Annotated in this window: 21 protein-coding genes; 9 read left to right on the top strand and 12 right to left on the bottom strand. The window is 43.4% G+C overall.

Features of this window, described 5'->3' with window-relative positions:
• Positions 1 to 21: 21 nt before the first annotated feature.
• From H6G48_RS12945 to H6G48_RS12935, 3 genes are all read right to left on the bottom strand, one after another.
• A complete protein-coding gene (locus tag H6G48_RS12945) occupies positions 22 to 1902 on the bottom strand; it encodes a DNA-directed RNA polymerase subunit gamma (protein ID WP_079205989.1) in 1881 nt (626 codons plus the stop codon).
• Between the two features lie 146 nt (positions 1903 to 2048).
• Complete coding sequence (locus tag H6G48_RS12940) at positions 2049 to 3560, bottom strand: WD40 domain-containing protein (protein ID WP_190722106.1); 1512 nt, start codon at positions 3558 to 3560, stop codon at positions 2049 to 2051.
• Positions 3561 to 3602: 42 nt separating this feature from the next.
• The gene (locus H6G48_RS12935; RefSeq protein WP_190722105.1) at positions 3603 to 5183 is read right to left on the bottom strand and encodes a photosystem II high light acclimation radical SAM protein; all 1581 of its coding nucleotides are present in this window, start codon (positions 5181 to 5183) and stop codon (positions 3603 to 3605) included.
• A gap of 91 nt (positions 5184 to 5274) precedes the next feature.
• Between H6G48_RS12935 and H6G48_RS12930 the strand changes: the two genes are divergently transcribed.
• Positions 5275 to 6462, top strand: coding sequence for an RNA-guided endonuclease InsQ/TnpB family protein (locus tag H6G48_RS12930; RefSeq protein ID WP_190722104.1), 1188 nt, complete (start codon positions 5275 to 5277; stop codon positions 6460 to 6462).
• Between the two features lie 86 nt (positions 6463 to 6548).
• On the opposite strand, the gene H6G48_RS12925 is transcribed toward H6G48_RS12930, so the two are convergent.
• From H6G48_RS12925 to H6G48_RS12915, 3 genes are all read right to left on the bottom strand, one after another.
• Positions 6549 to 7772: an RNA-guided endonuclease InsQ/TnpB family protein gene (locus H6G48_RS12925; protein ID WP_190722103.1), complete on the bottom strand. Its 1224-nt coding sequence runs from the start codon at positions 7770 to 7772 to the stop codon at positions 6549 to 6551.
• Between the two features lie 123 nt (positions 7773 to 7895).
• Complete coding sequence (locus H6G48_RS12920) at positions 7896 to 8150, bottom strand: SemiSWEET transporter (RefSeq protein ID WP_079207481.1); 255 nt, start codon at positions 8148 to 8150, stop codon at positions 7896 to 7898.
• A gap of 126 nt (positions 8151 to 8276) precedes the next feature.
• Entirely contained in the window at positions 8277 to 8777 is a 501-nt protein-coding gene (locus H6G48_RS12915) for a L,D-transpeptidase (protein WP_079207483.1), read from the bottom strand.
• Between the two features lie 160 nt (positions 8778 to 8937).
• On the opposite strand from H6G48_RS12915, the gene H6G48_RS12910 reads away from it, so the two are divergent.
• The 4 genes from H6G48_RS12910 to H6G48_RS12895 all read left to right on the top strand — a co-directional run bounded on the left by H6G48_RS12910 (position 8938) and on the right by H6G48_RS12895 (position 12792).
• Positions 8938 to 9813: an ABC transporter ATP-binding protein gene (locus H6G48_RS12910; protein ID WP_079207487.1), complete on the top strand. Its 876-nt coding sequence runs from the start codon at positions 8938 to 8940 to the stop codon at positions 9811 to 9813.
• 370 nt (positions 9814 to 10183) lie between these two features.
• The gene (locus tag H6G48_RS12905; RefSeq protein ID WP_190722111.1) at positions 10184 to 10987 is read left to right on the top strand and encodes an ABC transporter permease; all 804 of its coding nucleotides are present in this window, start codon (positions 10184 to 10186) and stop codon (positions 10985 to 10987) included.
• On the top strand, positions 10988 to 11743 hold the full coding sequence (locus H6G48_RS12900) for an ABC transporter ATP-binding protein (RefSeq protein ID WP_190722102.1): 756 nt from the start codon (positions 10988 to 10990) through the stop codon (positions 11741 to 11743).
• 617 nt (positions 11744 to 12360) lie between these two features.
• Positions 12361 to 12792, top strand: a complete 432-nt coding sequence (locus H6G48_RS12895; RefSeq protein ID WP_190722101.1) for a DUF4278 domain-containing protein — start codon at positions 12361 to 12363, stop codon at positions 12790 to 12792.
• Between the two features lie 144 nt (positions 12793 to 12936).
• Here H6G48_RS12895 and H6G48_RS12890 read toward each other — a convergent pair whose 3' ends face one another.
• The 4 genes from H6G48_RS12890 to hisIE form a co-directional block, all read right to left on the bottom strand.
• Positions 12937 to 14430 (bottom strand): thymidylate synthase, encoded by a 1494-nt coding sequence (locus tag H6G48_RS12890; RefSeq protein ID WP_190722100.1) that lies wholly within the window; start codon positions 14428 to 14430, stop codon positions 12937 to 12939.
• 4 nt (positions 14431 to 14434) lie between these two features.
• Complete coding sequence (gene tmk / locus H6G48_RS12885) at positions 14435 to 15058, bottom strand: dTMP kinase (protein WP_190722099.1); 624 nt, start codon at positions 15056 to 15058, stop codon at positions 14435 to 14437.
• Between the two features lie 25 nt (positions 15059 to 15083).
• Entirely contained in the window at positions 15084 to 16469 is a 1386-nt protein-coding gene (locus H6G48_RS12880; RefSeq protein WP_190722098.1) for a dihydrolipoyl dehydrogenase family protein, read from the bottom strand.
• Positions 16470 to 17099: 630 nt separating this feature from the next.
• Positions 17100 to 17735, bottom strand: a complete 636-nt coding sequence (gene hisIE, locus H6G48_RS12875; protein ID WP_149988172.1) for a bifunctional phosphoribosyl-AMP cyclohydrolase/phosphoribosyl-ATP diphosphatase HisIE — start codon at positions 17733 to 17735, stop codon at positions 17100 to 17102.
• A 154-nt stretch (positions 17736 to 17889) separates the two neighbouring features.
• Here hisIE and H6G48_RS12870 point away from each other — a divergent pair, with 154 nt between their 5' ends.
• Complete coding sequence (locus H6G48_RS12870) at positions 17890 to 18264, top strand: four helix bundle protein (protein ID WP_170915463.1); 375 nt, start codon at positions 17890 to 17892, stop codon at positions 18262 to 18264.
• A gap of 342 nt (positions 18265 to 18606) precedes the next feature.
• Here the strand turns inward: H6G48_RS12870 and H6G48_RS12865 are convergent, their stop codons facing one another.
• Positions 18607 to 19290: a PEP-CTERM sorting domain-containing protein gene (locus tag H6G48_RS12865; protein WP_190722097.1), complete on the bottom strand. Its 684-nt coding sequence runs from the start codon at positions 19288 to 19290 to the stop codon at positions 18607 to 18609.
• 1123 nt (positions 19291 to 20413) lie between these two features.
• Here H6G48_RS12865 and H6G48_RS12860 point away from each other — a divergent pair.
• The 3 genes from H6G48_RS12860 (at position 20414) to thiS (ending at position 22614) form a co-directional block, all read left to right on the top strand.
• A complete protein-coding gene (locus H6G48_RS12860) occupies positions 20414 to 21025 on the top strand; it encodes an IS607 family transposase (protein WP_190722096.1) in 612 nt (203 codons plus the stop codon).
• A gap of 137 nt (positions 21026 to 21162) precedes the next feature.
• Entirely contained in the window at positions 21163 to 22179 is a 1017-nt protein-coding gene (locus H6G48_RS12855; protein ID WP_190722095.1) for a thiamine phosphate synthase, read from the top strand.
• 225 nt (positions 22180 to 22404) lie between these two features.
• On the top strand, positions 22405 to 22614 hold the full coding sequence (gene thiS, locus H6G48_RS12850; protein WP_043999042.1) for a sulfur carrier protein ThiS: 210 nt from the start codon (positions 22405 to 22407) through the stop codon (positions 22612 to 22614).
• Between the two features lie 47 nt (positions 22615 to 22661).
• Here thiS and H6G48_RS12845 read toward each other — a convergent pair.
• Positions 22662 to 22955: RNA-guided endonuclease InsQ/TnpB family protein (locus H6G48_RS12845; RefSeq protein ID WP_190722093.1), on the bottom strand; the 294-nt coding region annotated here is incomplete at its 5' end.

The raw sequence follows: 22955 nt of genomic DNA, 5'->3' as shown, positions 1-22955 counted from the left end.
CCACCCTAAGGGAATCTCTCTCTAGACTACTAAAGCTTCTAGGATCGTCTTATTGTAGATAATTCGCCCTACAGTAGTACGCACATACTGAGAAATTATCTGACCATCCTTCTCGCGGGTTTTGCGCTCCCGATAATATTTCCAGATGCTGCCATCGGGGAGAGTTTCCGTTTCCAGGACTTCCTCATCGGGTTTATTGGTTTTCACCTTTTCTCCGACGGGTAAACGCAACCACACAGAAGCGTGTAGATCCACCAATCCCTGATCAAAAGCGCGAATAGCGTCATCCATGCTGGCGAAATAACGACCCCCACCCTTTTGGGCCTTGGGATTTTCGGCCGTGAGATAATAACAACCCAAAACCATATCCTGAGAAGGGGCAACAATCGGGCGACCGGTCGCCGGTGAGAGAATATTATGACAAGCTAACATCAACAATCGCGCTTCCGATTGTGCTTCCAGGGAGAGGGGAATATGTACGGCCATTTGGTCCCCGTCAAAGTCAGCGTTAAAAGCGGGACAGACGAGGGGATGTAACTGAATCGCCCGGCCCTCCACCAATATCGGTTCAAACGCTTGAATGCCCAAACGGTGCAGGGTAGGAGCGCGGTTTAACATCACCGGGTGTCCCGTGATCACTTCATCCAAGACGTGCCAAACATTGGCATCCCCCCGTTGGATCATTTTCTTGGCTGCCTTGATATTATTGACGATGCCTAATTTAATTAAACGATGGATAACGAAGGGCTGGAACAATTCGATCGCCATTTCCCGGGGTAAACCGCATTGATAGATCTTCAATTTCGGACCAACAACGATAACCGAACGTCCCGAATAGTCAACCCGTTTACCGAGGAGATTTTGACGGAAACGCCCCTGTTTACCCTCGATAATATCCGATAAAGACTTCAGGGCGCGATTATTGGCCCCCACCACCGTGCGACCGCGACGACCGTTATCAATTAAAGCATCGACGGCCTCCTGTAACATCCGTTTTTCGTTGCGGACGATAATTTCGGGGGCGAGAATTTCTTGCAGACGGGATAAACGGTTATTGCGGTTAATCACCCGACGGTAGAGATCGTTCAGGTCAGAGGTGGCAAAACGGCCGCCGTCCAACTGCACCATCGGGCGTAAATCGGGTGGAATCACGGGAATTACGCTTAAAACCATCCATTCTGCCTGAGAACCCGTGGCGATAAAGTTATCGATTACCCGGAGACGTTTAATTAATTTTGCTCGTTTTTGCCCCTTACTTTCGACAATTTCCGTCCGCAGTCTTTCCGCTTCTTCTTCCAGGTTAATTTCCTGTAAGAGTCTTTGGATAGCCTCGGCCCCGATACCCACTTCAATGCCGACTAATTCCGAGTCCTCCGCGTAGATTTCTTCTTCGATCTCTAACCATTGATCTTCGCTGAGGAGTTGTTTATAACTAAGATTGCCCGCATTGCCCGGATCGAGAACCACATAGGCATTAAAATAGACGATTTGCTCCACGTCCCGCAGGGGCATATCGAGCAGGATACTGAGATAACTGGGAATACCTTTAAGATACCAAACGTGGGTGACGGGGGCGGCTAATTTGATAAAACCCATGCGATGACGACGTACCCGCGACTCGGTGACTTCTACCCCGCAACGTTCACAGACAATTCCCCGGTGACGGACGCGTTTGTATTTACCGCACCAACATTCCCAGTCTTTGGAGGGGCCAAAAATTTTCTCGCAGAATAACCCATCCATTTCCGGTTTAAGAGTCCGATAGTTGATCGTTTCTGGTTTGGTTACTTCTCCGACGACTTGACCGTTAGGTAGGGTTCTTTCTCCCCATTGCCGAATTCTCTCGGGGGACGCTAAACCGATTTTGACGTAATCAAATCTTTGATCTGTTGGAGTCTTCATTCTGAATTTTTTACTATGGGTAATGATCTGGGTTGACAACTATTGGGCAGAAACGACAGTTAACTCAGTCACTTTTTCTTCGGGTCAAACTGGCCCGACCGAGTCCGGGACATTACATTATACAATTTTTCTAGTTCGATCGACCATTAAGTGATATTTTCCCAGATGGTGATGCTGCCGTCGGCCGCCGCCGCCGCTAGGTGGCAATAATCGGGGCTGAGAACTAAACTGGAAATTGGCGATGATCGCTCATTGGTGGCGCTGAGAGTTGCGATCGCCTGTTGATAATTAGCTAACCAGATTTTAATCTCTCCGTCGGTTCCCCCCGTAAATAACCATTGACCCTCCTCTCCGAATACCAAGCTTGTCACCTGACCATTATGGGCATTGATCACCCGAATTGGCGCAAAATGACCGCTTTTCTCTCGATCGTATTGCCAGATTTTCACCGTACCATCCACACAACCGGCGGCAATAATCTGACCATCGGCAGCGATCGCAAGACTCTGCACCGAAGAAACGTTACCTGATAAGACGGCGATTTTTTCTCCCGATCCTAATTGCCAGAGGGTGACAGTGCCATCACCTCCAGCTGCGGCGATAAAATCTTGATTAGGAGCCACTGCTAGGGCATAAATTGCCCCCAGACTGTCATAGGAACTAAATTCTTCGGTTTCCTGCTCTAAATTCCACTGTTTTAGGGTTTGATCGTAACTACCACTAACCAAAAAATGCCAACGGGGGGCAAAATCTAGGCCGTGAATCGAACCGAGATGACCGAGGAAAATTTGATTTAATTCCAGATTATTGGCATCGCTGGCTAAAGTCCATAATTTAACGGTTTGATCGAATCCTCCCGTCGCTAGATGATAATCGCCGTTTCCGGTGACTGCTAGGGCTAAAATGCCCTGATCATGAGCTTCAACCGTATTAATCAGGGTTCCTCTCGCAAAATCCCAGATTTTTAGGGTACGATCCCAACTAACGCTCATTAAAAACCGTTGATCCTCGGTAATTGCGATCGCTGTAATCATTTCCCGATGGGCGGCCAGACGGCGATAATAATGCCAATGGGGTATATCGACGGGGGTGGAAGTGGGAGTTAAATTAAGGGCGGGTAGGGTGACTTGTGGCTCATTTTCCGCTTTTGTGGCGGTAATATCCGCCGATTCTTCGTTAATCGGCAAAATCTCTCTGTGTAAGCGACCGTAGGATTTTTCCAGATGTTCGATGCGTTCCAGCAGCGCGTTACGGTTGATGTATTGAATAATTTGATTGTAGGACTGTTCGAGGGCGAGAATATTCTCCTCTAATTCTGCGACCGCACGGGCGTTATCGCTGGCCACCGCGGGACTGAGGGACTGTATTTGTGCTGATAAAGCTTCTTTTTCTTCTTCCCACTGATCCTGTAAATGACCGGTCATTTCAGTTAAGCGTTGACGTTGTAGGGTTCTTTCTCGGAGACGATTGAGAATATTCAACCCGAAAGTCACTACTAGGAGGAACAAAGGCAAAAACCCCGCACCCATGGCGATAAGGGTAAGCAGGGTTAATACTAGGGCGATATATTCCGCTAATTCTAGCCAATGGGGGCGATGGTCGGTCATTTTGCAGTTACCAGTAAAGGAATTTTGATCATCTCCTGATTTCAGACTCATGGTAACGCTAATTGCTGCCTTGGGATTGACTAAAATTAATTTTTAAGCAGGAGTTAAGACTTTTTCCTTAGTTTCTATCGGTGCGGTTAAAGCGGATTCTAAATCGGCTTTCCCTAGTCTTGCTTCCAAAATTTTCAGCACTTCCCGTCCAAAATCATCGGGATTTTGTCGCCATGCTTGCAGACAAACTTCGCCAAAGAATGACCCCAAAGGTTCAGGATTCCAGAGCAGTTTTTTGGCTGTCCAGGGCATTAAACTCATGGGATCATAGTCGGGTTTAAGAATTTCTTTTTTGAGGGCGTATTCTTCTAGATGGGTGTGGGGTTGTAGTCCGATAAAAAAGATGGCTGGTTCCACTTTATCGACTCCAAAAATGTTTTCTAATTCCCGATGATAGGCGATAGTTTGACGAATAGTTTCCAGGGTTTCATCAATAACATTAAAGGAATAATTTACCGAAACCAGATCATTAAAACCGGCCGCTTTTAAGTCCCGACAATTTTGCAGAACTGTCCGCAAATTATAGCCCATCCGCATTTTGCGGACTAATTCCTGAGAACCACTGGTGATGCCAATTTCAAAGTAGTTCATACCTGTTTTTACCATTAAATCGCACAGTTTCGGGGTGAGATTATCGGCACGAATATAGGCAGCCCAACGGATATCTTTCATCCCAGCATCGAGGATTTTTTCTAATAGTTCTTCTACATCGTCGATAAATTTTCTGGCGGGGATAAATTGGGCATCGGTAAACCAGAAATTGCGAATGCCGCGGTCGTATAATTGGCGCATTTCCTTAACTACTTCATCGGCAGGATTAATGCGTACTTGTTTCCCTTCGACGACGGTATAGATGCAGTAGCAGCAGTTATGGGGACAGCCGCGCTTGGTTTGTACCCCGATATAAAAGTCGTTTTCTTGGAAATAGTAGGAAAATTCCGGCCAAATACTGGCGATGTAGTCGTAGTTACAAGCGGATTTTTCTAAGGGGGTGGGGGATTCGTGGATTAAACGCGGCCGGGGTGTGGTTTCTCCGACGACATAACAACGTTCATCGCTAAAGTCCCGGCCGGAGAGGAATTTTTCTAGCAGGGTTTCCCCTTCTCCCACTGATACAATTGTTCCTATGGGCAGTTTGGTTTTTAGTTGTTCGTAGAAAACACTGACGGCACCACCCCCGACGATAACTCGCGCTTCGGGATGGTATTTTTTGGCCCGCTGCAACCCGCGGCGAATTAGTGCCTGATTGCGCCATAATTCGCCGTAGTAGGCTGTTGTCACCTTTAAACCTCCTAAAGCACCTCGCAGCTTGATTAGGGGGTTTTTAGCGTAGTAAAATTCAAAGGCGTTTTGCAGGGGATTGCCACCGCGACCACCGACGGGGGCATATATTTGAATATCCCGCCAGGAGAATACTAGCAGGGTCGGCCGAAATTCGTCAACACAGCGATCGAGTGCCTGGTTAAAGTCTAAGGGGGGGACGGTGCCAAGGTCAAAAATCCTTTGTTCGATGTCGGGGAATAGTTTATGAACGTGGTCGGAAAGGTAAACGACACCGATGGGGAAAATGGGGTTACAGGGGAGTCTAACGTAGAGGATGCGTTGCGCTTGCGGTTGAGTCATCGAAAATTTTGGGTCTGAAACCCCGTCGTTCTACGACGGCTTTACTGTTAAATATTAGCACATTTACGAAATATATGCTAAAATGTGAGACATGGAAAAAGCCTACTCGTTTCGATTTTACCCAACACCCGAACAAGAGTCGCTATTGCGGCGCACATTGGGCTGTGTAAGATTAGTTTACAATAAAGCTCTCCACGAACGAACACAAGCTTGGTATGAAAGACAAGAAAGAGTAGGCTACGCTCAAACTTCTTCAATGTTGACCGATTGGAAAAAGCAAGAAGAATTAGACTTTCTCAATGAAGTAAGCTGTGTACCTTTACAACAAGGGTTAAGACACCTACAAACAGCTTTTACTAACTTCTTTGCTGGTCGTACTAAGTATCCTAACTTTAAGAAAAAACATCAAGGAGGAAGTGCCGAATTTACCAAGTCTGCTTTTAAATTCAAAGACAGACAAATCTATTTAGCTAAATGCACAGAACCTTTACCTATTCGATGGTCAAGACAAATCCCAGAAAGCTGTGAACCAAGCACAGTAACAGTCAGATTACATCCATCAGGACGCTGGCATATCTCAATAAGATTTGATGACCCAACAATCCAGCCATTACCCCCAACTGATAAAGCCATCGGAATTGACTTAGGAATTAGTAGCCTAGTAATTACCAGCGACGGCGATAAAGTATCTAATCCCAAGCATTTTAAGAAACATTATCGGAGACTGCGAAAGGACCAAAAAAATCTTTCTAGAAAACAGAAAGGGTCAAAAAATCGGGAAAAAGCAAGAATCAAAGTAGCCAAGATTCACGCTCGAATCACCGATAGCAGAAAAGACCATTTACATAAGCTAACCACTCAATTAGTTCGTGAAAACCAAACGATTGTGGTTGAGAATTTAGCCGTCAAGAATATGGTCAAAAACCCGAAATTATCTCAGGCAATATCTGATGTAAGCTGGGGAGAAATAACCCGACAATTAGCCTATAAATGCCGTTGGTATGGGAGAAATTACATCGAAATAGATAGATGGTTTCCTAGTTCTAAAAGGTGTAGTAATTGCGGGTATATTGCTGAAAAAATGCCGTTAAATATTCGAGAATGGGACTGTCCAGACTGTGGAACACACCATGACCGAGATATTAACGCTAGTAAAAATATTTTGGCCGCAGGGCTTGCGGTGTCAGTCTGTAGAGCGACCATAAGACCAGAACAGAGTAAATCTGTTAAGGCAGGTGCGGAACCCCGCAAGGGAAAGAAGCAGAAACCCAAATCGTGAGGTTTGGGAATCACCGTCCGTTTACGGCGGCGAGGATGTCAAGTTTCTTGACCCCAAATTTGGTCTAAATGTTGACGCTCCCCGCTCTAAAGAGACGGGGATTCTTCGTTCATTGAGTCTCCGTTAGCAAGCAGGATTTCTCCAACCAACCAAGAGGGAATCTCTCCCGAAGCGTTTAAAGTTTGCGTGCGCCCCACGCTACTTAATCCCTTTTGCAAGATGTTTAAAGCGGCGTTTCTATCTCGACAATCTGTATATCCACAATGAGGACAAACATGGGTTCGAGTAGATAGCGACTTTTCGACTTTTTGTCCACAACTAGAACAATTTTGAGACGTATTATGAGGTGAGACAGCTATAGTTAACTTGCCGTATTTGTCCCCAAAATACTCTAGCCATTGCCTAAAAACAGACCATCCTGCATCGGTTATCGACTGGGCTAAATGACGATTCTTGACCATACCTTTGATATTCAAGTCTTCATAAGCGATTAAGTCGTTAGACTTAACTAAACGGAGTGCCACACTCTTGACAAACTCTTCTCGTTGCCTACTTACTCTTAAATGTTTCCGAGCATATCGCTTTCTAGCTTTGTGATAATTACGAGATTGTTTTTTACCCTTGCGGTATTTCTTTGACTTTTTTTTATTTAATCGGTTTAATTGTTTTTCAGCTTTTCGATAGTAGTTCGGACAATCAATTTGATGGCCTTCGCTATCTACTAAGAAAAACTTTAATCCCACATCAATCCCAGTGGCTTTCTGGGAAGGTGTTAAAGGCTTAACGGTGTCTCTGGGGTCTAATTTAATGCAGAACTGCACATAATAACCATCGGCACGATTAAGGATTCTTACCCGTTTAATTTGGTCTGGTTGATAATAATTAATATCTCTAGAACCAATCAGTTTAAGAGTGCCAATACCTTTTTTATCTGTAAAGGTAATATGACGTTTATTTGCTGATAGCTTCCATCCAGATACTTTATACTCAACGGAACGGGAATGTTTTTTAAACTTAGGGTAGCCTTTCTTTCCTTTAACTTTATTTTGGCAATTATCGTAAAACCGAGTAATTGCCCGCAAGGTTCTTTCTACGGCAGTCTGGCAAGCATGGGAGTTTAAATCATCAACAAATTTAAACTCTTTCCTTAATGCTGTGTTGTATCGAAATAACTCGGTTTTGCCAACACCCTGATTATCCATCCAATAACGCAGGACTTTATTCCGAACAAATTGGGTTGTCCGTATTGCTTCGTTAATGGCTTCTATCTGATTAGGTTTTGGCTTAACTTTGTATTCTAGTACAAACATTTTGACAATGCTAGACTGGGTATCAATATCTTAACACAAAATTCTTTAAGTTGACACGGCCTCCTGCCAACCGCCTGCTGCCTTCGTTGACGTGAGCCAAGAGGGCTGCAAGGGATTGTCAATTTAATCATATTTAATCTTAAAATAGAGAATTGTCCCCGCTAAGATAAAAGTAACAAAATTAGCGACAATAATCGGTTTGCTGCTCACATAAATCCCGTAGATTAGCCAAAGAAAAACCCCCAGACAAAAGCAAATAAACATAGTTAGGGACAAGTCCTTAGCCGAACGATAACGCCAAGTTTTAATCACTTGGGGTAAAAAAGAGACAGTGGTTAATATTCCCGCCACGATCCCGATTAGTTCAATAATATTCACCGCTTATCCTCTTGGCTTAGTTTCTCTCATTTTAAACTGTTGACTATCTAAATTACTGGTTAAGACGGCTCTCTCGACATCATCGGGTAAAGTGTTCGTAAATGTGACATTTTTTCCCCATTGTTTCTATTGAGCGATTACTATCACTGAAGTGCCGATTTGTACCTTTTCAAATAAAGCCTTTATATCTCGATCGCGCATCCTGACGCAACCGTGGGAGACGGCCCGGCCGATGAGATTTTCTTGCGGTGTACCGTGAAAACCGATAAAATTCGCTCCATCGGTCCAAAATCCGATCCAACGCGCCCCTAAAGGGTTGTTTTTTCCCGATGGCACCAGTTGCCCGGTGAAAGGATGTTCCCAGACCGGTTCCCGCACCATCTGAATCACCCTAAATTGTCCCGTCGGGGTTTCCCAACCCCGACGACCGATCGCCACTGGGTAAGAAGCAATTATTTTCTGTCCTTGGTAAACAAAAACCCGTCTTTTTTTTAAATTCAGCAGCAAACGGGTTTCCGTTCGGGTTGCCGTGGTTGCGGGAAGGGAATTGCCCAGACTAATCGGGGGATTGAGGAAAAATTCCCCTATTCCTAGACATAAACAGAGAATCGGCAGCAAAACTCGCATCTGATACCAGCAAAGTCAAAATTTTTATCTGTATTCTAATCTGATTGTGAGGATGTCAAACCGTCGATATGGTGAGTGCGGGAGGGAAGGATAAAATCGGAGTCGAGTTGGGCTAATTCGGTTACACTAATCCCTAGCTGGAATATTAACTTTTGTAACTATGACCGCCGCTATTGCTCTCGATCGCGTTTCTAAAATCTATAACAATCTCCCAGTAGTTAACGAGCTTTCCTTTACCATCGAAAAAGGGGAAATCTTTGGTTTACTCGGTCCCAACGGTGCGGGAAAATCGACGACAATCCGCATGATTATCACCCTAACCGAAGCGAGTCAAGGAGAAATCGCAGTGGCGGGGTATGATGTGAAAAAATACCGCGATCAGGTGAAGAAAAATATAGGGGTAGTCTTGCAACAGATTAGCGTTGATGGGGAATTAACCGTCTGGGAAAATCTGGAATTTCACGGCCGGATGCACCATATCCCCAATCCCCAGAGACAGGAATTAATCGATCGCTATTTAGATTATGTCAGTTTAAGCGATCGAAAATCTGCCCTTGCCAAAACTCTTTCCGGAGGGATGAAACGACGTTTACAGATTGCTCGCGCTCTTCTTCACGAACCAAAAATACTCTTTCTCGATGAACCGACGGTCGGTTTAGATCCCCAAAATCGTCGTCGTTTGTGGGAAGTAATTCGCGATTTAAACCAGCAAGGAATGACAATTTTATTAACCACTCACTACATGGAAGAAGTGGAATTTCTCTGTCAGGATAACGGCACAGGAAAACTGGGCAGAATTGGCATTATGGACGCAGGCAAATTAATCGAATTAGGAACTATAACGGATTTTCGCACTAAGTATGGCGAGGGTTTAGTTATCAAACAAGTTGGCGATAAAATCGATTATAAATTCTTCCCCACCGTGGCTGATGCCAATGCCTATCTTGACAGTTTGAGCGATAAAACTGGAGTAATGTGTCGCCCTTCCAACCTCGAAGATATCTTTGTGGAACTGACGGGACATCAATTAGATTAAATTCTTGGTTTGGCTGTTAGGAAGTTGTTCAGTTATCGGTTTTTGACTCCGGTTTTTCTGAGATTAGCTGTGTTTAAATCGGCATTTCTTGGCTCTTATCTGATGTCTATTTTATGGGCCAACCTGCTAGAGTCTAGGTCAATTAGCTGAGGCTGTCCCTAAAAACCGAGTTCAAACCTAAAAAAAGAGGCTTTTAGCGGTTTTTAAGCTTTTTGAGCCAGATAAATGGCCTAGGAAGGGAACTTTTTCCCGAGAGGGAGAGTCATCGGGAACTGGATAAAAACTAGATTCCCCTCTCGATCGATAGACAAAATTGACGGTAATCGTTTAGAATGAAGCACTGAATACTGACGAGATGACAATTATCCCTATGACCGATCTCCAGACAAAAACTAGATGGTCAACAGCGCGGCGATATTACGAATTGCTTAGTGTTTTAGTGGAACGTAATCTCAAGGGACGCTATCGGGGTTCTTTTCTGGGGGTTTACTGGTCCTTGTTAAATCCCCTGATTATGACTGCACTATACACGGCAATTTTCGGCACGGTTTTCGCCTCTTATTTTGATAATTCTATAGTTAACTATGTCCTAGCGGCTTTCACTGGTTTAGTAGTAATAAATTTCTTTAATGCTTCCACTAACCAAGCTTTACCTAGTATCGTTAGTAATGGCAGTATTTTAAATAAAATTCGTCTGCCGGTTAGCATCTTTCCCCTTTCGATGGTAGTGGCAAATATTTTTCAATTTGCTATTAGTATCTTTCCCCTTTTGGCTATAGTAACTCTCTGGAAATCTCAAAGTTTAATTAATGTAATTGCTCTGATTTTTCCCGTGATCGGTCTTTCTCTGGTTTGCACGGGAGTGGGTTTTTTTGTCAGTACCCTCTACGTTTTCTTCAGAGACTTACCCTATTTTTACGAAATTGTTTGTTTTGTCGCTTGGATTAGCAGCCCGATTTTTTATCCCCCGGAAATTATTCCTCCTTCCGTACAACCATTCCTCCTATTAAACCCATTATTGCCAGTAATCGAAAGTATTCGCCAATTGTCCCTTTCCCCCGGATTACCGGATTTTGGTTTGATTTTTCAATCTCTACTCGGTGGGATCATCATCTTAGGAATTGGTTGGACTTGCTTCCGACTCTGGCGACATTTATTTATGGATTTATTATAAATGACAGAAGTAATTCGACTCGATCAAGTGTCTCTCGAAAGACGTACTCAAGAAGAATTCTCCTACGATCTAAAAAGGACAATCTTCTCTATTCTTGAAGGTAAATATCGTCAACCGGCCAAAAAATTAGTTCTAGATGATATAGATTTAGTCATTAATTCTGGAGCAAAATTAGGTATCATTGGAGCTAATGGCGCAGGAAAATCTACTCTCTTAAAAGTTATTTGTGGTATTCTGGAACCGACAAAGGGACAGGTGAAAGTCAGGGGACAAATTGCCTCTCTAATTGAATTAGGAGCGGGTTTTGATCCAGATTTACCAGTAAAAGATAATATTATTCTCTATGGGGTAATGCTGGGATTTTCCCGTCAGGAAATGAAGGAAAAAACCAAAGATATCCTTGACTTTGCTGAGTTAGAAGAATATATGGGAGCGCCGGTGAAATCTCTTTCTTCCGGGATGGTGGCTCGTTTAGGATTTGCGATCGCAACAGAGGTTCACCCCGATATTCTTATTCTTGATGAAGTCCTTTCCGTCGGGGATGAAAGTTTTAAAAATAAGTGTAAACGACGGTTAAAAAAATTCTGGAATTCTAACGCTACTATTTTAGTAGTTTCCCACGATTTGACTTTAATTCAAGAGTCCTGTAACCAAGCAATTTGGCTGAATAAGGGCCAGTTGCAATGTCAGGGTAAATCGGAAGATGTAATCAAGTTTTATTTGGATTCCGTGCATCAAAATGAAGTTAATTTTTAATTAAGTAGGTAAGCTCAGTTAATTTATCTACGTTTGGCTCTCTTGGGTTTGGTGGGTAAAATGTATTATAGGGTACATTCCTGCTGGCGGTCGCAACGCGCTCGCTACGCGAGACCAACTGGAACGAACCACAAAGACACAAAGGACACAAAGATTGATCGCTTCTAGATAATCTAAACTTATCACACAAAGAAGAAGAGAGCCTACGTTTGACTTAGTTGAAAACGCTGTAACAAAATAAAAAACCTCGGTGTCCAGCCGAGGTAGCGCTAAGTTATGTAGGAGAACTCAAGCAAATCTGTCAATGGGGTAAACCCAAACCCCGAAAACTTTTTTAAGCTAGTAGGCCAAGTTTTTTGCCGTTGTCTCGGACTCAAGGAATCATCTTCTGTCCTATACTCTTCGAGACAATCTGAACTGGCTTGGTGTCTTGGCTGTTTTGCTTTAACTTTTAGTTCATATAAATAAATGTAACAATATTTTTACAAATTGTAAAGAAGAATTGACAAAATAAAACTTATATGAGTTATAAGCTGAGTTAATATTTTTCGCCGATCGAAGCTAGGGAGGTAATATATAGGGAGATTGGTTCACTAGCGTGACAAGGTGTACCCAGAATGTCCTATTTGTTTTTGTTACCACTATTCACCGCTGCTCTGGCTGCCTATTTCTGGCAGAAGTCCAGCGATGAGATCGCTTATCTGGCCAGTGCCGCCACGGTAATTAGTTTAGTGTTGAGTCTGGTTTTAGCTCCTTGGCAGATTCAGCTATTAATTCTCTTGACAGTTGTGATTGTCGTCACCTTTTTATGGCAAGGACGAGAAGAGCAGAAGAATCTCCCCGTCCCCACTCCAGAAACCGTCGGCGAGAAAAAGTATCGTGGCGCCACCTATATCGAGCCAACAGTCGCCGAAGCTCCTGTCAAGGAGCGAGGGGGTAAATATCGCGGTGCGGAGGTTAAAATCACCAATAATCCGACGGTGGCTAACCCAATTCGCTCCTCATCTCTCAAATATCGCGGCGCTGGTTCAGCAAACAAGGACCAGTAATCAGTTATCAGTTATCAGTTATCAGTTATCAGTTATCAGTTATCAGATTTGAGTTTTAAGTGAGTAGTATTAAATAGAAGTTTCCTACTGTCTTTTCACTGTTTACTGTTTATTGTTCACTGTTCACTGAAACTTCCCACTTATCTACTGGTCTTGAATATAAGGCTGATTATTTTTGATACAATTGTATGCCTTTTGTAACTCGATTCCCAGATAACCGATATGTTCGGGAATAATTGCGGGATTGGTAGCGGCAAGCTCGCGGATTAATTTGAGGGGATTTTTGCCTTGATAACAAGCGACAACTTCCCCGCTGCCGGGGGTAGTTTGTTGGACAAGAATTTGTTCTTTTTCCACAGAAATCAAAAAGTTACCGCTAGGGTCAAAAAAATTGCGCTGATTGACAATTTTATCGTACTGGGTGGCGATTAATCGTTCGACATTCTCCCAAGTATCATCGTATATATGGGCCGATTGGCTAATAGTAATCAATGGACCCAAGGTTAAATTATACTGGGAGCGTTGATTGATTTCTTGGCAAATATGTTGCTGTAAAGCGCGCAATCCCATGGCATTTGCCGGCCAAGCGGCAAACATATCATTACTTCTAAATATTGCGGTGAGAGATAATTCATTTTCCACCACTCGCACCCAAATATGATTTAAACAGGGACTACCTCCCTTTTCGTGGTCTTTCACATCCCAGAGGGACATAACTGCACTAGCAGCATCAATTTCTGAGATTAATTTATTAATAACCTGTGCAATTTGGTCCCGGCCAAACCAAGAGCGCAATCTTTGACCGTAGGTGTATTTAACTCCTTGGTGTATAGGAGAATCATCGAGAATTTGTCCAATATATTCGGTAAGAAAAGCTCTATCTATAGGCAAATAATTAGGTTCAGGAAAATAAAAGTCTGGGGGTTCATCGGTAACAACGGCCATTAGGTCAATTAATTCTTGCCATTTACCATCATATCCTGTCGGTCTAATTGTGCCGGTGGTTTTAATCTTTTGGAGAATTTTTACCCAGGTTTCGGCAATAGTTTTTCCTTCAATGCGATGACCGTATCTTGTCCCGGGTAGGAGAGAAGGAAGATTTTCTGAGATAGGAAAGGTTAATGGTTTTCCCCAAGTTGGTAAGGGGGATTGTTTTGCATAATTTTTGACAGTTTCAATCGCTTCTGGGATGGATTTAACTGGTTGATATTGAATTGATTGACGCAATTTTTCGAGAATTTCTCGGTCAATTTCTTTGTCAATATATCCAGTGGTAGAAGAATTAATTAGCCAACATTCTTTACCTGTGTCACTTTTTCCTAACTGGAATCCTTGACTAAAAAAATCTAGCAAACATTGACAGCTACCGGAGTTCTTATCTTCCTTAGTCGCGTTGAGAATAACTAAGTATCTAACGTGGGGATTTGCTATTAAGTTTCTCAGCAGGGGACTAATTCCTCTGGTGGGACTATAAAGATTACCAATCACCGCGTATTGGTCGGGATTTAAATGTTTAGCAAGGGACTGTTTTACTGTCCATCCCGTGATAATTGCTGTTTGGCCGTGACCGCAGATTAATTGATTGGGTTTATAGTGGGGTTGGTAGGTGAATTTAGGGGTGGTTTCTGTACTAAGCATGGATTTAAATTAATCGTTCAAGATAATTAATAATATTTCGGTGAAGGTTTTCTATTGTATCACTGCCATCCAGTTGTAAACAATTATCTTTATATTCTTTAAATATCTCGATAAACATTTGACGAACTTTCATTAATTTTTCTTGTTTTTCGTACACTTCTGTGATGGCTCTGTTTTTAATTCTTGCTAGAGAAATATCGGTAATAACATCGATATAAATAACTATATCTGGATTGGGAAAATGTTGATTTAACTGCCGAACAAAAGCAAATTCTTCGGGATTATTGCAATTGTAGGCCAGGGAGGAAAAATAATAACGAGTAGTGATAACGTGGGTTTGTTCTTGGTGAATAAGTTTAAAAATGCCATCGTGATCATTATATAAGTGATCATGGCGATCAGCTGCAAATAAATAGGCCATTTGTCGGTCAAATTGATTTTGATCTTTGATAGAAATAAGATTAGTTTGCATTATTTCTCGAATCAAACGACCGATGACTCCCTCGGAAGGTTCCGGACTTAAAACTGCTTTTTCCCCTCGCTTTAAAAAATATTCTTGTAAGAGTTTTGCTTGGGTACTTGTTCCCGATCCGTCAATACCTTCAAAGACAATAAATTTCGGTTTCATAATTTAATCTTCCTTCTCGATCTAATTATCTGAATAATTGTTTTAGCCAAGTTAACCAAGATTTTTTCTGGGGGATTAATTGCGTCATTTCTCCGATAATCTCTCCCATACTTCCCCAAGCATAAATATTTTTATTGAGGGATTGTATGGTTAAATTTTCTTGTAAAGCTAAACTGATAATACTAATCATTTCTGCTGCTTGATTACCGACTATTTGCGCTCCCAGTATTTTACCATCTTGTCGGTAGATTAATTGACAAAATCCCGTGGTTTCCCCCCAGATTTGCTGTGGGACTATATTTTTAATTGGATAGTTGATCATCTTTACCTCCTCACCATAGCTGTCCTGGGCTGCTTTTCCAGTTAAACCCACCCAAGCAATAGCAGGATCGAAAGCAATAAATGAGGGAATTTGCTCGGGATTAAAGTTAAATTTTTCTCCCGTGAGCAGATGCTTGACTAACCCAAAAGCAGCCCGATGATTTAAAGTAGGATCGGGATAATTATTTCTGAGCAAATTTAGGGCATAAATGCGGGAATTATCGGTTTGGAATTGCTGATTAACCCTAATTAATCCCTCCTCTAGTTTAACTCCCACCCCGGCCAAATTTAATCCCTGTTCATTGACTTGATAATTACCAGCAAAAATGAGATCATCAACTTCGATAACACGATTGCCTAATTGTAACCATTTTTGACCCTCGATCGCTTTCACTTGACTAGGACAATAGCCGGGTAAAATCTTAATTCCTTCCGCTTCTAAAATGGCAGTAACTAAATGGGAGATTTCCCGATCAATATCCGGCAGTAGATAATTATCCTCGATAATTAAGCTAATTTCTTTCCCTAAACGTCGGAGAATTTGCGCTAAACTCACAGCCATGCTGCTGTTGCCAATAATCGCTAAATGTTGTCCCAACTTGTCTAAATTTGGCTCTTGCCAAAGGGTTTGAGCGGTAAAATAATTAACCTCATCTAAGCCGAAAATTTTCGGGACTTGCAGATAAAAACCAGTAGCGATAAGATAGTGTTTAGCCAACAATTGCCGACCGTTAACCACAAATCCTAAATGGGGCAGCCGGACAAATTCCCCCCCACCCGGGATCACATCTATTCCTTCCGTGGCTAATCTTGCCAAAGAATGATGTTTATTAATAGTTTTATCTACTTCCTCTAACCATTGCCGCAACCGTTGCCACTGGGGATAAACGGCCGTTTCTTGCCAATGATTCAGCAGTTTATAGAGATGGATAATTTGGCTGTAGCCCTTGCTAAAAATGTCCTCAGATGCCTCTAAATTGTCCCTAGAAGGCTGTTGCACTAAAGCCACCCTTTTTTTGAGGTGAACAGCCAACAAAGCCGCTTCTATCCCCGCAGGAGTGGCACCAATAATTACTAAGTCGTAAACCACAAATATAAAGTAAAAAGTAAAAAGTCAAAAAAGGTGTTGGGGGTTTTGGGGTGTTAGGGTGTTAGGGTTTAAGGGTTTTAGTTGAAATTCCCCCACTTCCCCACTTCCCCCCGCAACGCGCACGAAGTGGTCTCCCCATTTCCCCATTCCCCCACACCCCACACCCTACACCCTACACCCTCTTTCAAGTCAGGAGTCAGGAATCAGGAGACGGTATTCAGGAATCGGAAACTTAACACTTAAGTAGGGTTTGCTGAATAAATTTGAAATGTAGGCAAAGTAAGGGTTTTGGGGCTTTTCTCGCTCCCACAGGTGCAAGATTTTGAGAGAATCGTCGTTCAAAACCTTGCGTCTTCATCGGCCCGCGTCCTGTAGGGGCGAAGCATTCGGGCAATAACCTATCGGTGAAAACGTAGATTTTCTATCCGAATGCTTCGCCCGTACTTATTCAGCAAACCCTAAGTAGGGAGGCACAATTATTTGTAGGATGGGTTAGCGGTAGCGTAACATAATCGGGCGTTGGGTTTCATGCTTCAACCCAACCTACGTTCATCTTATATTTAATTCCACCCACCCACTTAAAACTCAAATCTGATAACTGATAACTGATAACTGATAACTGATAACTGATTACCGGCGCCGGTCTTGCAGTTTTTTATAGACATCTCGCAGGGGGACTTGATGATAGGCGAGAGCGACGAGGGTATGATAAAAAAGATCGGCCACTTCTGAGGCAATAGCATCGCCATCATTATCTTTGCAGGCCATGACCACTTCTGCCGATTCTTCGCCGATTTTCTTGAGAATTTTGTTATCTCCCCCGGCCAAAAGTTTACAGGTGTAGGATTCCGGATGAGGCTCGTCTCTGCGATCGCAAATTACCTTAAACAATTCCGAGAGAGTATCGGCTGCTGGCGGTGATTTTTGCCAATTTACTTGGTGAAAACAGCTTCTTTCGCCGGTATGACAGGCGATATCACCGATTTGCTCAATAGTCAGTAAGATAGCATCACTATCGCAATCGTAGCGAATTTGACGCACTTTTTGGATATGGCCAGAAGTAGCGCCCTTGTGCCATAATTCTTGACGAGAACGACTCCAATACCATGCTTCCCCAGTGGTGAGGGTTTTTTCGAGGGATTCCCGATTCATCCAGGCCATCATTAACACTGTAGCATCAAGATAGTCTTGAGCGATCGCCGGTACTAAACCCTGGGGATTATAAGCGATCGCGTCGAGGGGAATAGCAGAGAGTAAAGAAGACATCAGTTTTTTGCGGTCAAGAATTATGGTGGGACAAATTACCCAAAGCTTAATTATATAGCCATGGGGTCTTGGGGGTTAGGGTTTAGGGGTTAGGGGTTAGGGGATGGGGGTTGGGATTTAATGGTTGAATAATAAAAAAATTGCTGAGAAATTGATGAGAATACAATCCTATCGAGACTTACAAGTTTGGCAAACAGGAATGGATTTGGCAGAAAAATGCTATTTAGCCACTCGCAATTTCCCCAAAGAAGAAACCTACGGGATGATTTCTCAAATTCGCAGGGCTTCCGCTTCTATTCCTGCTAATATTGCCGAGGGTCATGGCAGAAAAACCCGCAAAGAATACCTACAGTTTCTCTACATAGCCCAAGGTTCTCTTAGAGAATTAGAAACCCATCTACTGTTATCAAAAAGAGTCCGATTGAACCCATCAGATACGATTGAACCCCTTCTTAACCAATGTGAATCAGTGGGTCGGTTGTTATCGGCCTTAATTCGTTCTCTGGAAGCGGGGGTTGGCGGAAATTAGTGGTTGGGTGTTTCTTATCCCCCATCCCCTATCCCCTATCCCCTATCCCCCATCCCCCATCCCCCATCCCCTATCCCCTATCCCCCATCCCCTATCCCCTATCCCCTATCCCCTATCCCCTATCCCCTATCCCCTATCCCCTATCCCCTATCCCCTATCCCCTATCCCCTATCCCCTATCCCCCATCCCCTATCCCCCATCCCCTATCCCCTATCCCCCATCCGTGCTACAATCAACCCGATAAGAAAAAGCTAAAAGCTAGAAATCCCCATAGGGCATCTAACCTTTAGCTATTCTTGTTCAACGTCACAGTTATCAATGTGTGCAAGACATTGGTAACTGTTATTTTTGTTTCTTGAAGCGGGAAACCAATCCTAAACCACCCACTGCCAGAAGTCCGAGGATAGTACCCGGTTCGGGAACGGATTGATGGAAAGAATTTTGCAATTGGAATAGACCTTCATTGCCAGGATCAGTATTAACTAGGGTATTTGTGACGGTCAACAGTTGCTTGGGGGCGATAGGGTAAAAACCTGATGCAGGGTCCGGTGAGCCGTTAAGTGAAACTAAGACATTAGATATCTCAGCAAATGTCTCGGTTACAGTCCCGTAGTTGGATGATACGTCTGAATCTAGGTCAACCCCGACAATAGACTTGTTGGAGCCAATGACCTCGATTGTATATGTGAAAGACCCCCCGGGACCCTTGTTAGGAAGAGGGGCACCCTGTGTCAGAGAATCGTATGTGAAATAATAATGACCACCCATCTCGGTCAGCGCAACATCATCCAGAGCCTCGGCCCCAATGGGGTTGAAGGGGTCGAGAGCTGCTGTGTTGGGGACGTACGTAACTTTTTTGTCCCCTTCAATAAGAGGAATACCAGGAGTAGTTGGGGTTCCCACCCACTCCAGCCAAGTTAACATCGCGGCATTCGCATTGGTAGCGGTAAGCACCGCGCCGGCGAGAACCCCGATCGCTAGGGAGCCAGAAGCAAAAGTTTTGGTTAATTTGTTGGTTGTCATCATAACTGAATTATCCAGCGTTAATTGTGTGTACTATAGCCATCAAAAGAAGTTAAGCAAGCGTTAAGCTCGCTGATAACTTTTTGTTTGACTTGACACAACTATAGCGAAACTTTTCAAAAAAAACAAGTGTTTTAGAACAGGGTGAGCGCATCTCAAACGCTATTGACTATTGACCAATTTGGTCATCAGCTTGCTGTGTGGGCATTTCAAGTGATACCAGTCAATCAAAACAGTTAGGAATTCTTAACATTTGGTCGATTTTTGCTTAACAATTGAGATGGCAAATTCTCCTCAAATATGCCTGAATCACCCTCTGGGTAAGCAACTCACATAAATCAAGTTCATTTTGTTAACGATTGTTAAGATGCGCTTCGCTTACCCTGTGTTTTAGAAAACTTTTTTTCGGCAATATTTAGCTATTTTTTGTCAAATTTACAGCAGTTTTCCCCGAACATAACTACCCAAAAGTTGACAAATATACCCAAGCTTTTCTGGTCAAAGTTGGACAAATAAACAGGCTCTAAGTAGGTGGGTGGAATTAAATATAAGATGAACGTAGGTTGGGTTGAAGCATGAAACCCAACGCCCGCATGGGTTACGCTACCGCTAACCCATCCTACAAATAATTGTGCCTCCCTACTTAGTTCAAAAAAAAATCTCTCAATTCGTTACAAAACTTAATCAAGAGAGGTACAATGTATAAAACTTAACAGTTTTGACAGTCAAAACTGGAGTTCGATGGCAATCAACTCCCTAACGAGGTAACTTCCTTTTGCTCCCACAAAAATGTCACCCCAAAACCCCCGGACAAACTCAGGTTTTAGAAAGACCAAAAATCCCGTCTAATATCTCTATCTAAAGAGGTATGACTAATTTTCCCAAATCATCTATAGTTACCAGCGTAGGGCAATGGCAGTATAAAAGTGGACAACTGACTGTCTAAAGTTGGACGATTCTCTCTCGATAAATTTCTTTAATTAAAACCGGGTTAAGTTAAGACGCATTTAAACACCTTATTCTTAGATTAGCCGAATCTAACCCAATCCCTTTACTGTTGCCTCTTGCATGAGTGCCTCTTTCCTCATCTCAACAAGCAATTTAAATACTTAACAGCTTATATACTATGAATACTCTCATCACTATTCGAGAAGCTTCCGATTTACTCGGGGTTAGCATTAAAACCCTCCGGCGCTGGGAACAACAGGGTAAAATTTCCTCAATTCGTACCCGCGGCGGTCATCGCCGATTTCGACCGGAAGATCTCTTACAATCTGGTCAAGCAACCCCATTGATTATTGGCTATGCTCGTGTTAATCGACCTGAACAAAAACCCCAATTAGACACCCAGATAAAAGCGTTAGAAGAATTTTGCCATCAGCAGGGTCAACCCTTTGAAATTCTCACCGATATCGGCGACGGAGTCAGCCACAATCACCCTAATTTTATGCGTCTAGTGAAGATGATTTGTCAGGGTGAGGTGAAATCTCTAGTTTTAACCCATGCGGAAAGTGTGAGTCGCTTTTGTCATGATTTTATTTTGGGTTTGTGCCGTCTCTTCAAAATCCAAGTCATTCTCCTCAATCAAACCCAGGAATCCATTGCAGCTGAGGATTTAGTGGACGATCTGCAAGCCCTCGTCACCATCTGTTACGATCATCTCTACCCACTACATAACCCGGCTCATCGGCAATTACTAGAATACCTAGGAGCGCTTAAGGATGTCCGTGTGGCTTAAAATTATCCTTGGCCTGGGTTTCTTATCCCTCTTTTTAGTTGTCTGATGCCGCCTCTACTGTTCCCCGAACAACGGCCAAAAATAGTAATATTTTAGCTGACGGCTGACGGCTATATTGACATCCACATTAACGGCAAATGAAACTAGAAACCACGGCGATTAAACGGATTCTCGATGCTAACCTTGACCGCGCCAGAGAAGGACTGCGAATTATCGAAGAATGGTGTCGTTTTGGCTTAGATAATCCCGATTTAGCCCAAGAATGTAAAGAAATGCGCCATCAATTAGCTAGTTGGCACTCGATCGATCTTAAACTACATCGGGACACGGCCGGCGATATCGGCAGGGATTTAAGCCATCCCAGGGAAGAAATCCGGGAGACTGTCGAGGGACTGCTGCAGGCCAATCTCGCTCGCGTACAGGAGGCTTTTAGGGTTTTAGAAGAATACGGTAAACTCTATGATCTGGAGCTAGGGATAGCCTGTAAACAGCTGCGCTATCGGGTTTATCAGCTAGAGAGTAAACTATTAATCTCGCCACCTCTGGAAAGACTGCAAGCATCTCCCCTCTATTTAGTCACTTCTCCTGCCGAAAATCTGCTAGAAATCGTTGAATTAGCCCTAAAAGGGGGGTTAAAATTGGTGCAGTACCGCCATAAAACCGCCGCTGATACCATTCGTTTAGAAGAGGCCGCTAAACTGTGTGAGTTATGCCACCGTTACGATGCTTTGTTTATTATGAACGATCGCGTCGATATTGCTCAGGCCATTCATGCCGATGGTGTTCATCTCGGTCAACAGGATGTACCGATTTCCCTAGCGCGGCAATTTCTCGGTCCTGGGGCAATTATCGGCCGGTCCACCACTAATCCCCAAGAGATGGCCAAAGCAATCCAAGAAAAGGCCGATTATGTGGGAGTCGGGCCGGTTTATGCCACCCCCACCAAAGCAGGAAAAACCCCCGCAGGATTGGAATATGTCCGTTATGCGCGGGAAAATTGCCCTTTACCCTGGTTTGCGATCGGTGGTATTGATAGTAGTAACATTAAAGAGGTTTTAGAAGCAGGAGCGCAACAGGTAGCTGTAGTCCGGGCCATCATGGAAGCGCAGCACCCCGATGTGGTGACACAACAATTATTAAACCAATTAAAGTAGGGAGTGGGAAGTGGGAAGTGGGGTGTGGGGTGTAGGGTGTAGGGTGTAGGGTGTAGGGTGTAGGGTGTGGGGTGTGGAAAGAATAAATAAAAATAATCTCCTGTCTCCTGAATACTGTCTCCTGAATACTGTCTCCTGAATACTGTCTCCTGAATACTGTCTCCTGTCTCCTGTCTCCTGTCTCCTGTCTCCTCCGATTAACTTGATTCGTTTATATCCAAATCCATGTCAGAAATAACCTTGCAAATTAACGGCAAAACTCAAACCTGTTTACCCGCAACTAAACTAGGGCAAATGTTAGAAAATTTGGGCATGAATCCTCGGTTAGTTGCAGTGGAATATAACGGGGAAATCCTCCATCGTCAGTATTGGGAAAACACGGAAATCAAGGAGGGGGATAAATTAGAAATTGTTACTATTGTCGGAGGGGGTTGACACTCCCATCGCGCTTAAGCGAGGGATTCTTGGTTCACTGAGTTTCCTTAATCTGGCAGGACGTATCCAACATTCGCCAGAGGGAATCTCTCCCCAAGCGTATTAGTTTCGGTGTGTCCCACCGTACTTAGTCCCTTTTTGAGAATGTTGATAGCGGCGTTAATATCTCTATCTTCTACATAGCCACAATGGGGACAAACATGGGTTCTCGTCGATAGAGATTTAGGGACTTTTTGACCACAATTAGAACAATTTTGACTCGTGTTATGGGGGGCTACTGCTACCGTAACCTTACCATATTTAAAACCAAAATACTCTAACCATTGTCGAAAAATAGACCA

The organism is Microcystis flos-aquae FACHB-1344, from assembly GCF_014698375.1.
GTDB lineage: Bacteria > Cyanobacteriota > Cyanobacteriia > Cyanobacteriales > Microcystaceae > Microcystis > Microcystis aeruginosa.
Note: the sequence above shows the minus strand (reverse complement) of the source record. Positions and strands in the feature narration are given on the sequence as shown.

Bases quoted from the DNA above. Each gene is read 5' to 3' on its own strand.
- H6G48_RS12945 (WP_079205989.1), bottom strand. From the start codon at position 1,902: ATGAAGACTCCAACAGATCAAAGATTTGATTACGTCAAAATCGGTTTA.
- H6G48_RS12940 (WP_190722106.1), bottom strand. From the start codon at position 3,560: ATGAGTCTGAAATCAGGAGATGATCAAAATTCCTTTACTGGTAACTGC.
- H6G48_RS12935 (WP_190722105.1), bottom strand. From the start codon at position 5,183: ATGACTCAACCGCAAGCGCAACGCATCCTCTACGTTAGACTCCCCTGT.
- H6G48_RS12930 (WP_190722104.1), top strand. From the start codon at position 5,275: ATGGAAAAAGCCTACTCGTTTCGATTTTACCCAACACCCGAACAAGAG.
- H6G48_RS12925 (WP_190722103.1), bottom strand. From the start codon at position 7,772: ATGTTTGTACTAGAATACAAAGTTAAGCCAAAACCTAATCAGATAGAA.
- H6G48_RS12915 (WP_079207483.1), bottom strand. From the start codon at position 8,777: ATGCGAGTTTTGCTGCCGATTCTCTGTTTATGTCTAGGAATAGGGGAA.
- H6G48_RS12910 (WP_079207487.1), top strand. From the start codon at position 8,938: ATGACCGCCGCTATTGCTCTCGATCGCGTTTCTAAAATCTATAACAAT.
- H6G48_RS12905 (WP_190722111.1), top strand. From the start codon at position 10,184: ATGACCGATCTCCAGACAAAAACTAGATGGTCAACAGCGCGGCGATAT.
- H6G48_RS12900 (WP_190722102.1), top strand. From the start codon at position 10,988: ATGACAGAAGTAATTCGACTCGATCAAGTGTCTCTCGAAAGACGTACT.
- H6G48_RS12895 (WP_190722101.1), top strand. From the start codon at position 12,361: ATGTCCTATTTGTTTTTGTTACCACTATTCACCGCTGCTCTGGCTGCC.
- H6G48_RS12890 (WP_190722100.1), bottom strand. From the start codon at position 14,430: ATGCTTAGTACAGAAACCACCCCTAAATTCACCTACCAACCCCACTAT.
- tmk (WP_190722099.1), bottom strand. From the start codon at position 15,058: ATGAAACCGAAATTTATTGTCTTTGAAGGTATTGACGGATCGGGAACA.
- hisIE (WP_149988172.1), bottom strand. From the start codon at position 17,735: ATGTCTTCTTTACTCTCTGCTATTCCCCTCGACGCGATCGCTTATAAT.
- H6G48_RS12870 (WP_170915463.1), top strand. From the start codon at position 17,890: ATGAGAATACAATCCTATCGAGACTTACAAGTTTGGCAAACAGGAATG.
- H6G48_RS12865 (WP_190722097.1), bottom strand. From the start codon at position 19,290: ATGATGACAACCAACAAATTAACCAAAACTTTTGCTTCTGGCTCCCTA.
- H6G48_RS12860 (WP_190722096.1), top strand. From the start codon at position 20,414: ATGAATACTCTCATCACTATTCGAGAAGCTTCCGATTTACTCGGGGTT.
- H6G48_RS12855 (WP_190722095.1), top strand. From the start codon at position 21,163: ATGAAACTAGAAACCACGGCGATTAAACGGATTCTCGATGCTAACCTT.
- thiS (WP_043999042.1), top strand. From the start codon at position 22,405: ATGTCAGAAATAACCTTGCAAATTAACGGCAAAACTCAAACCTGTTTA.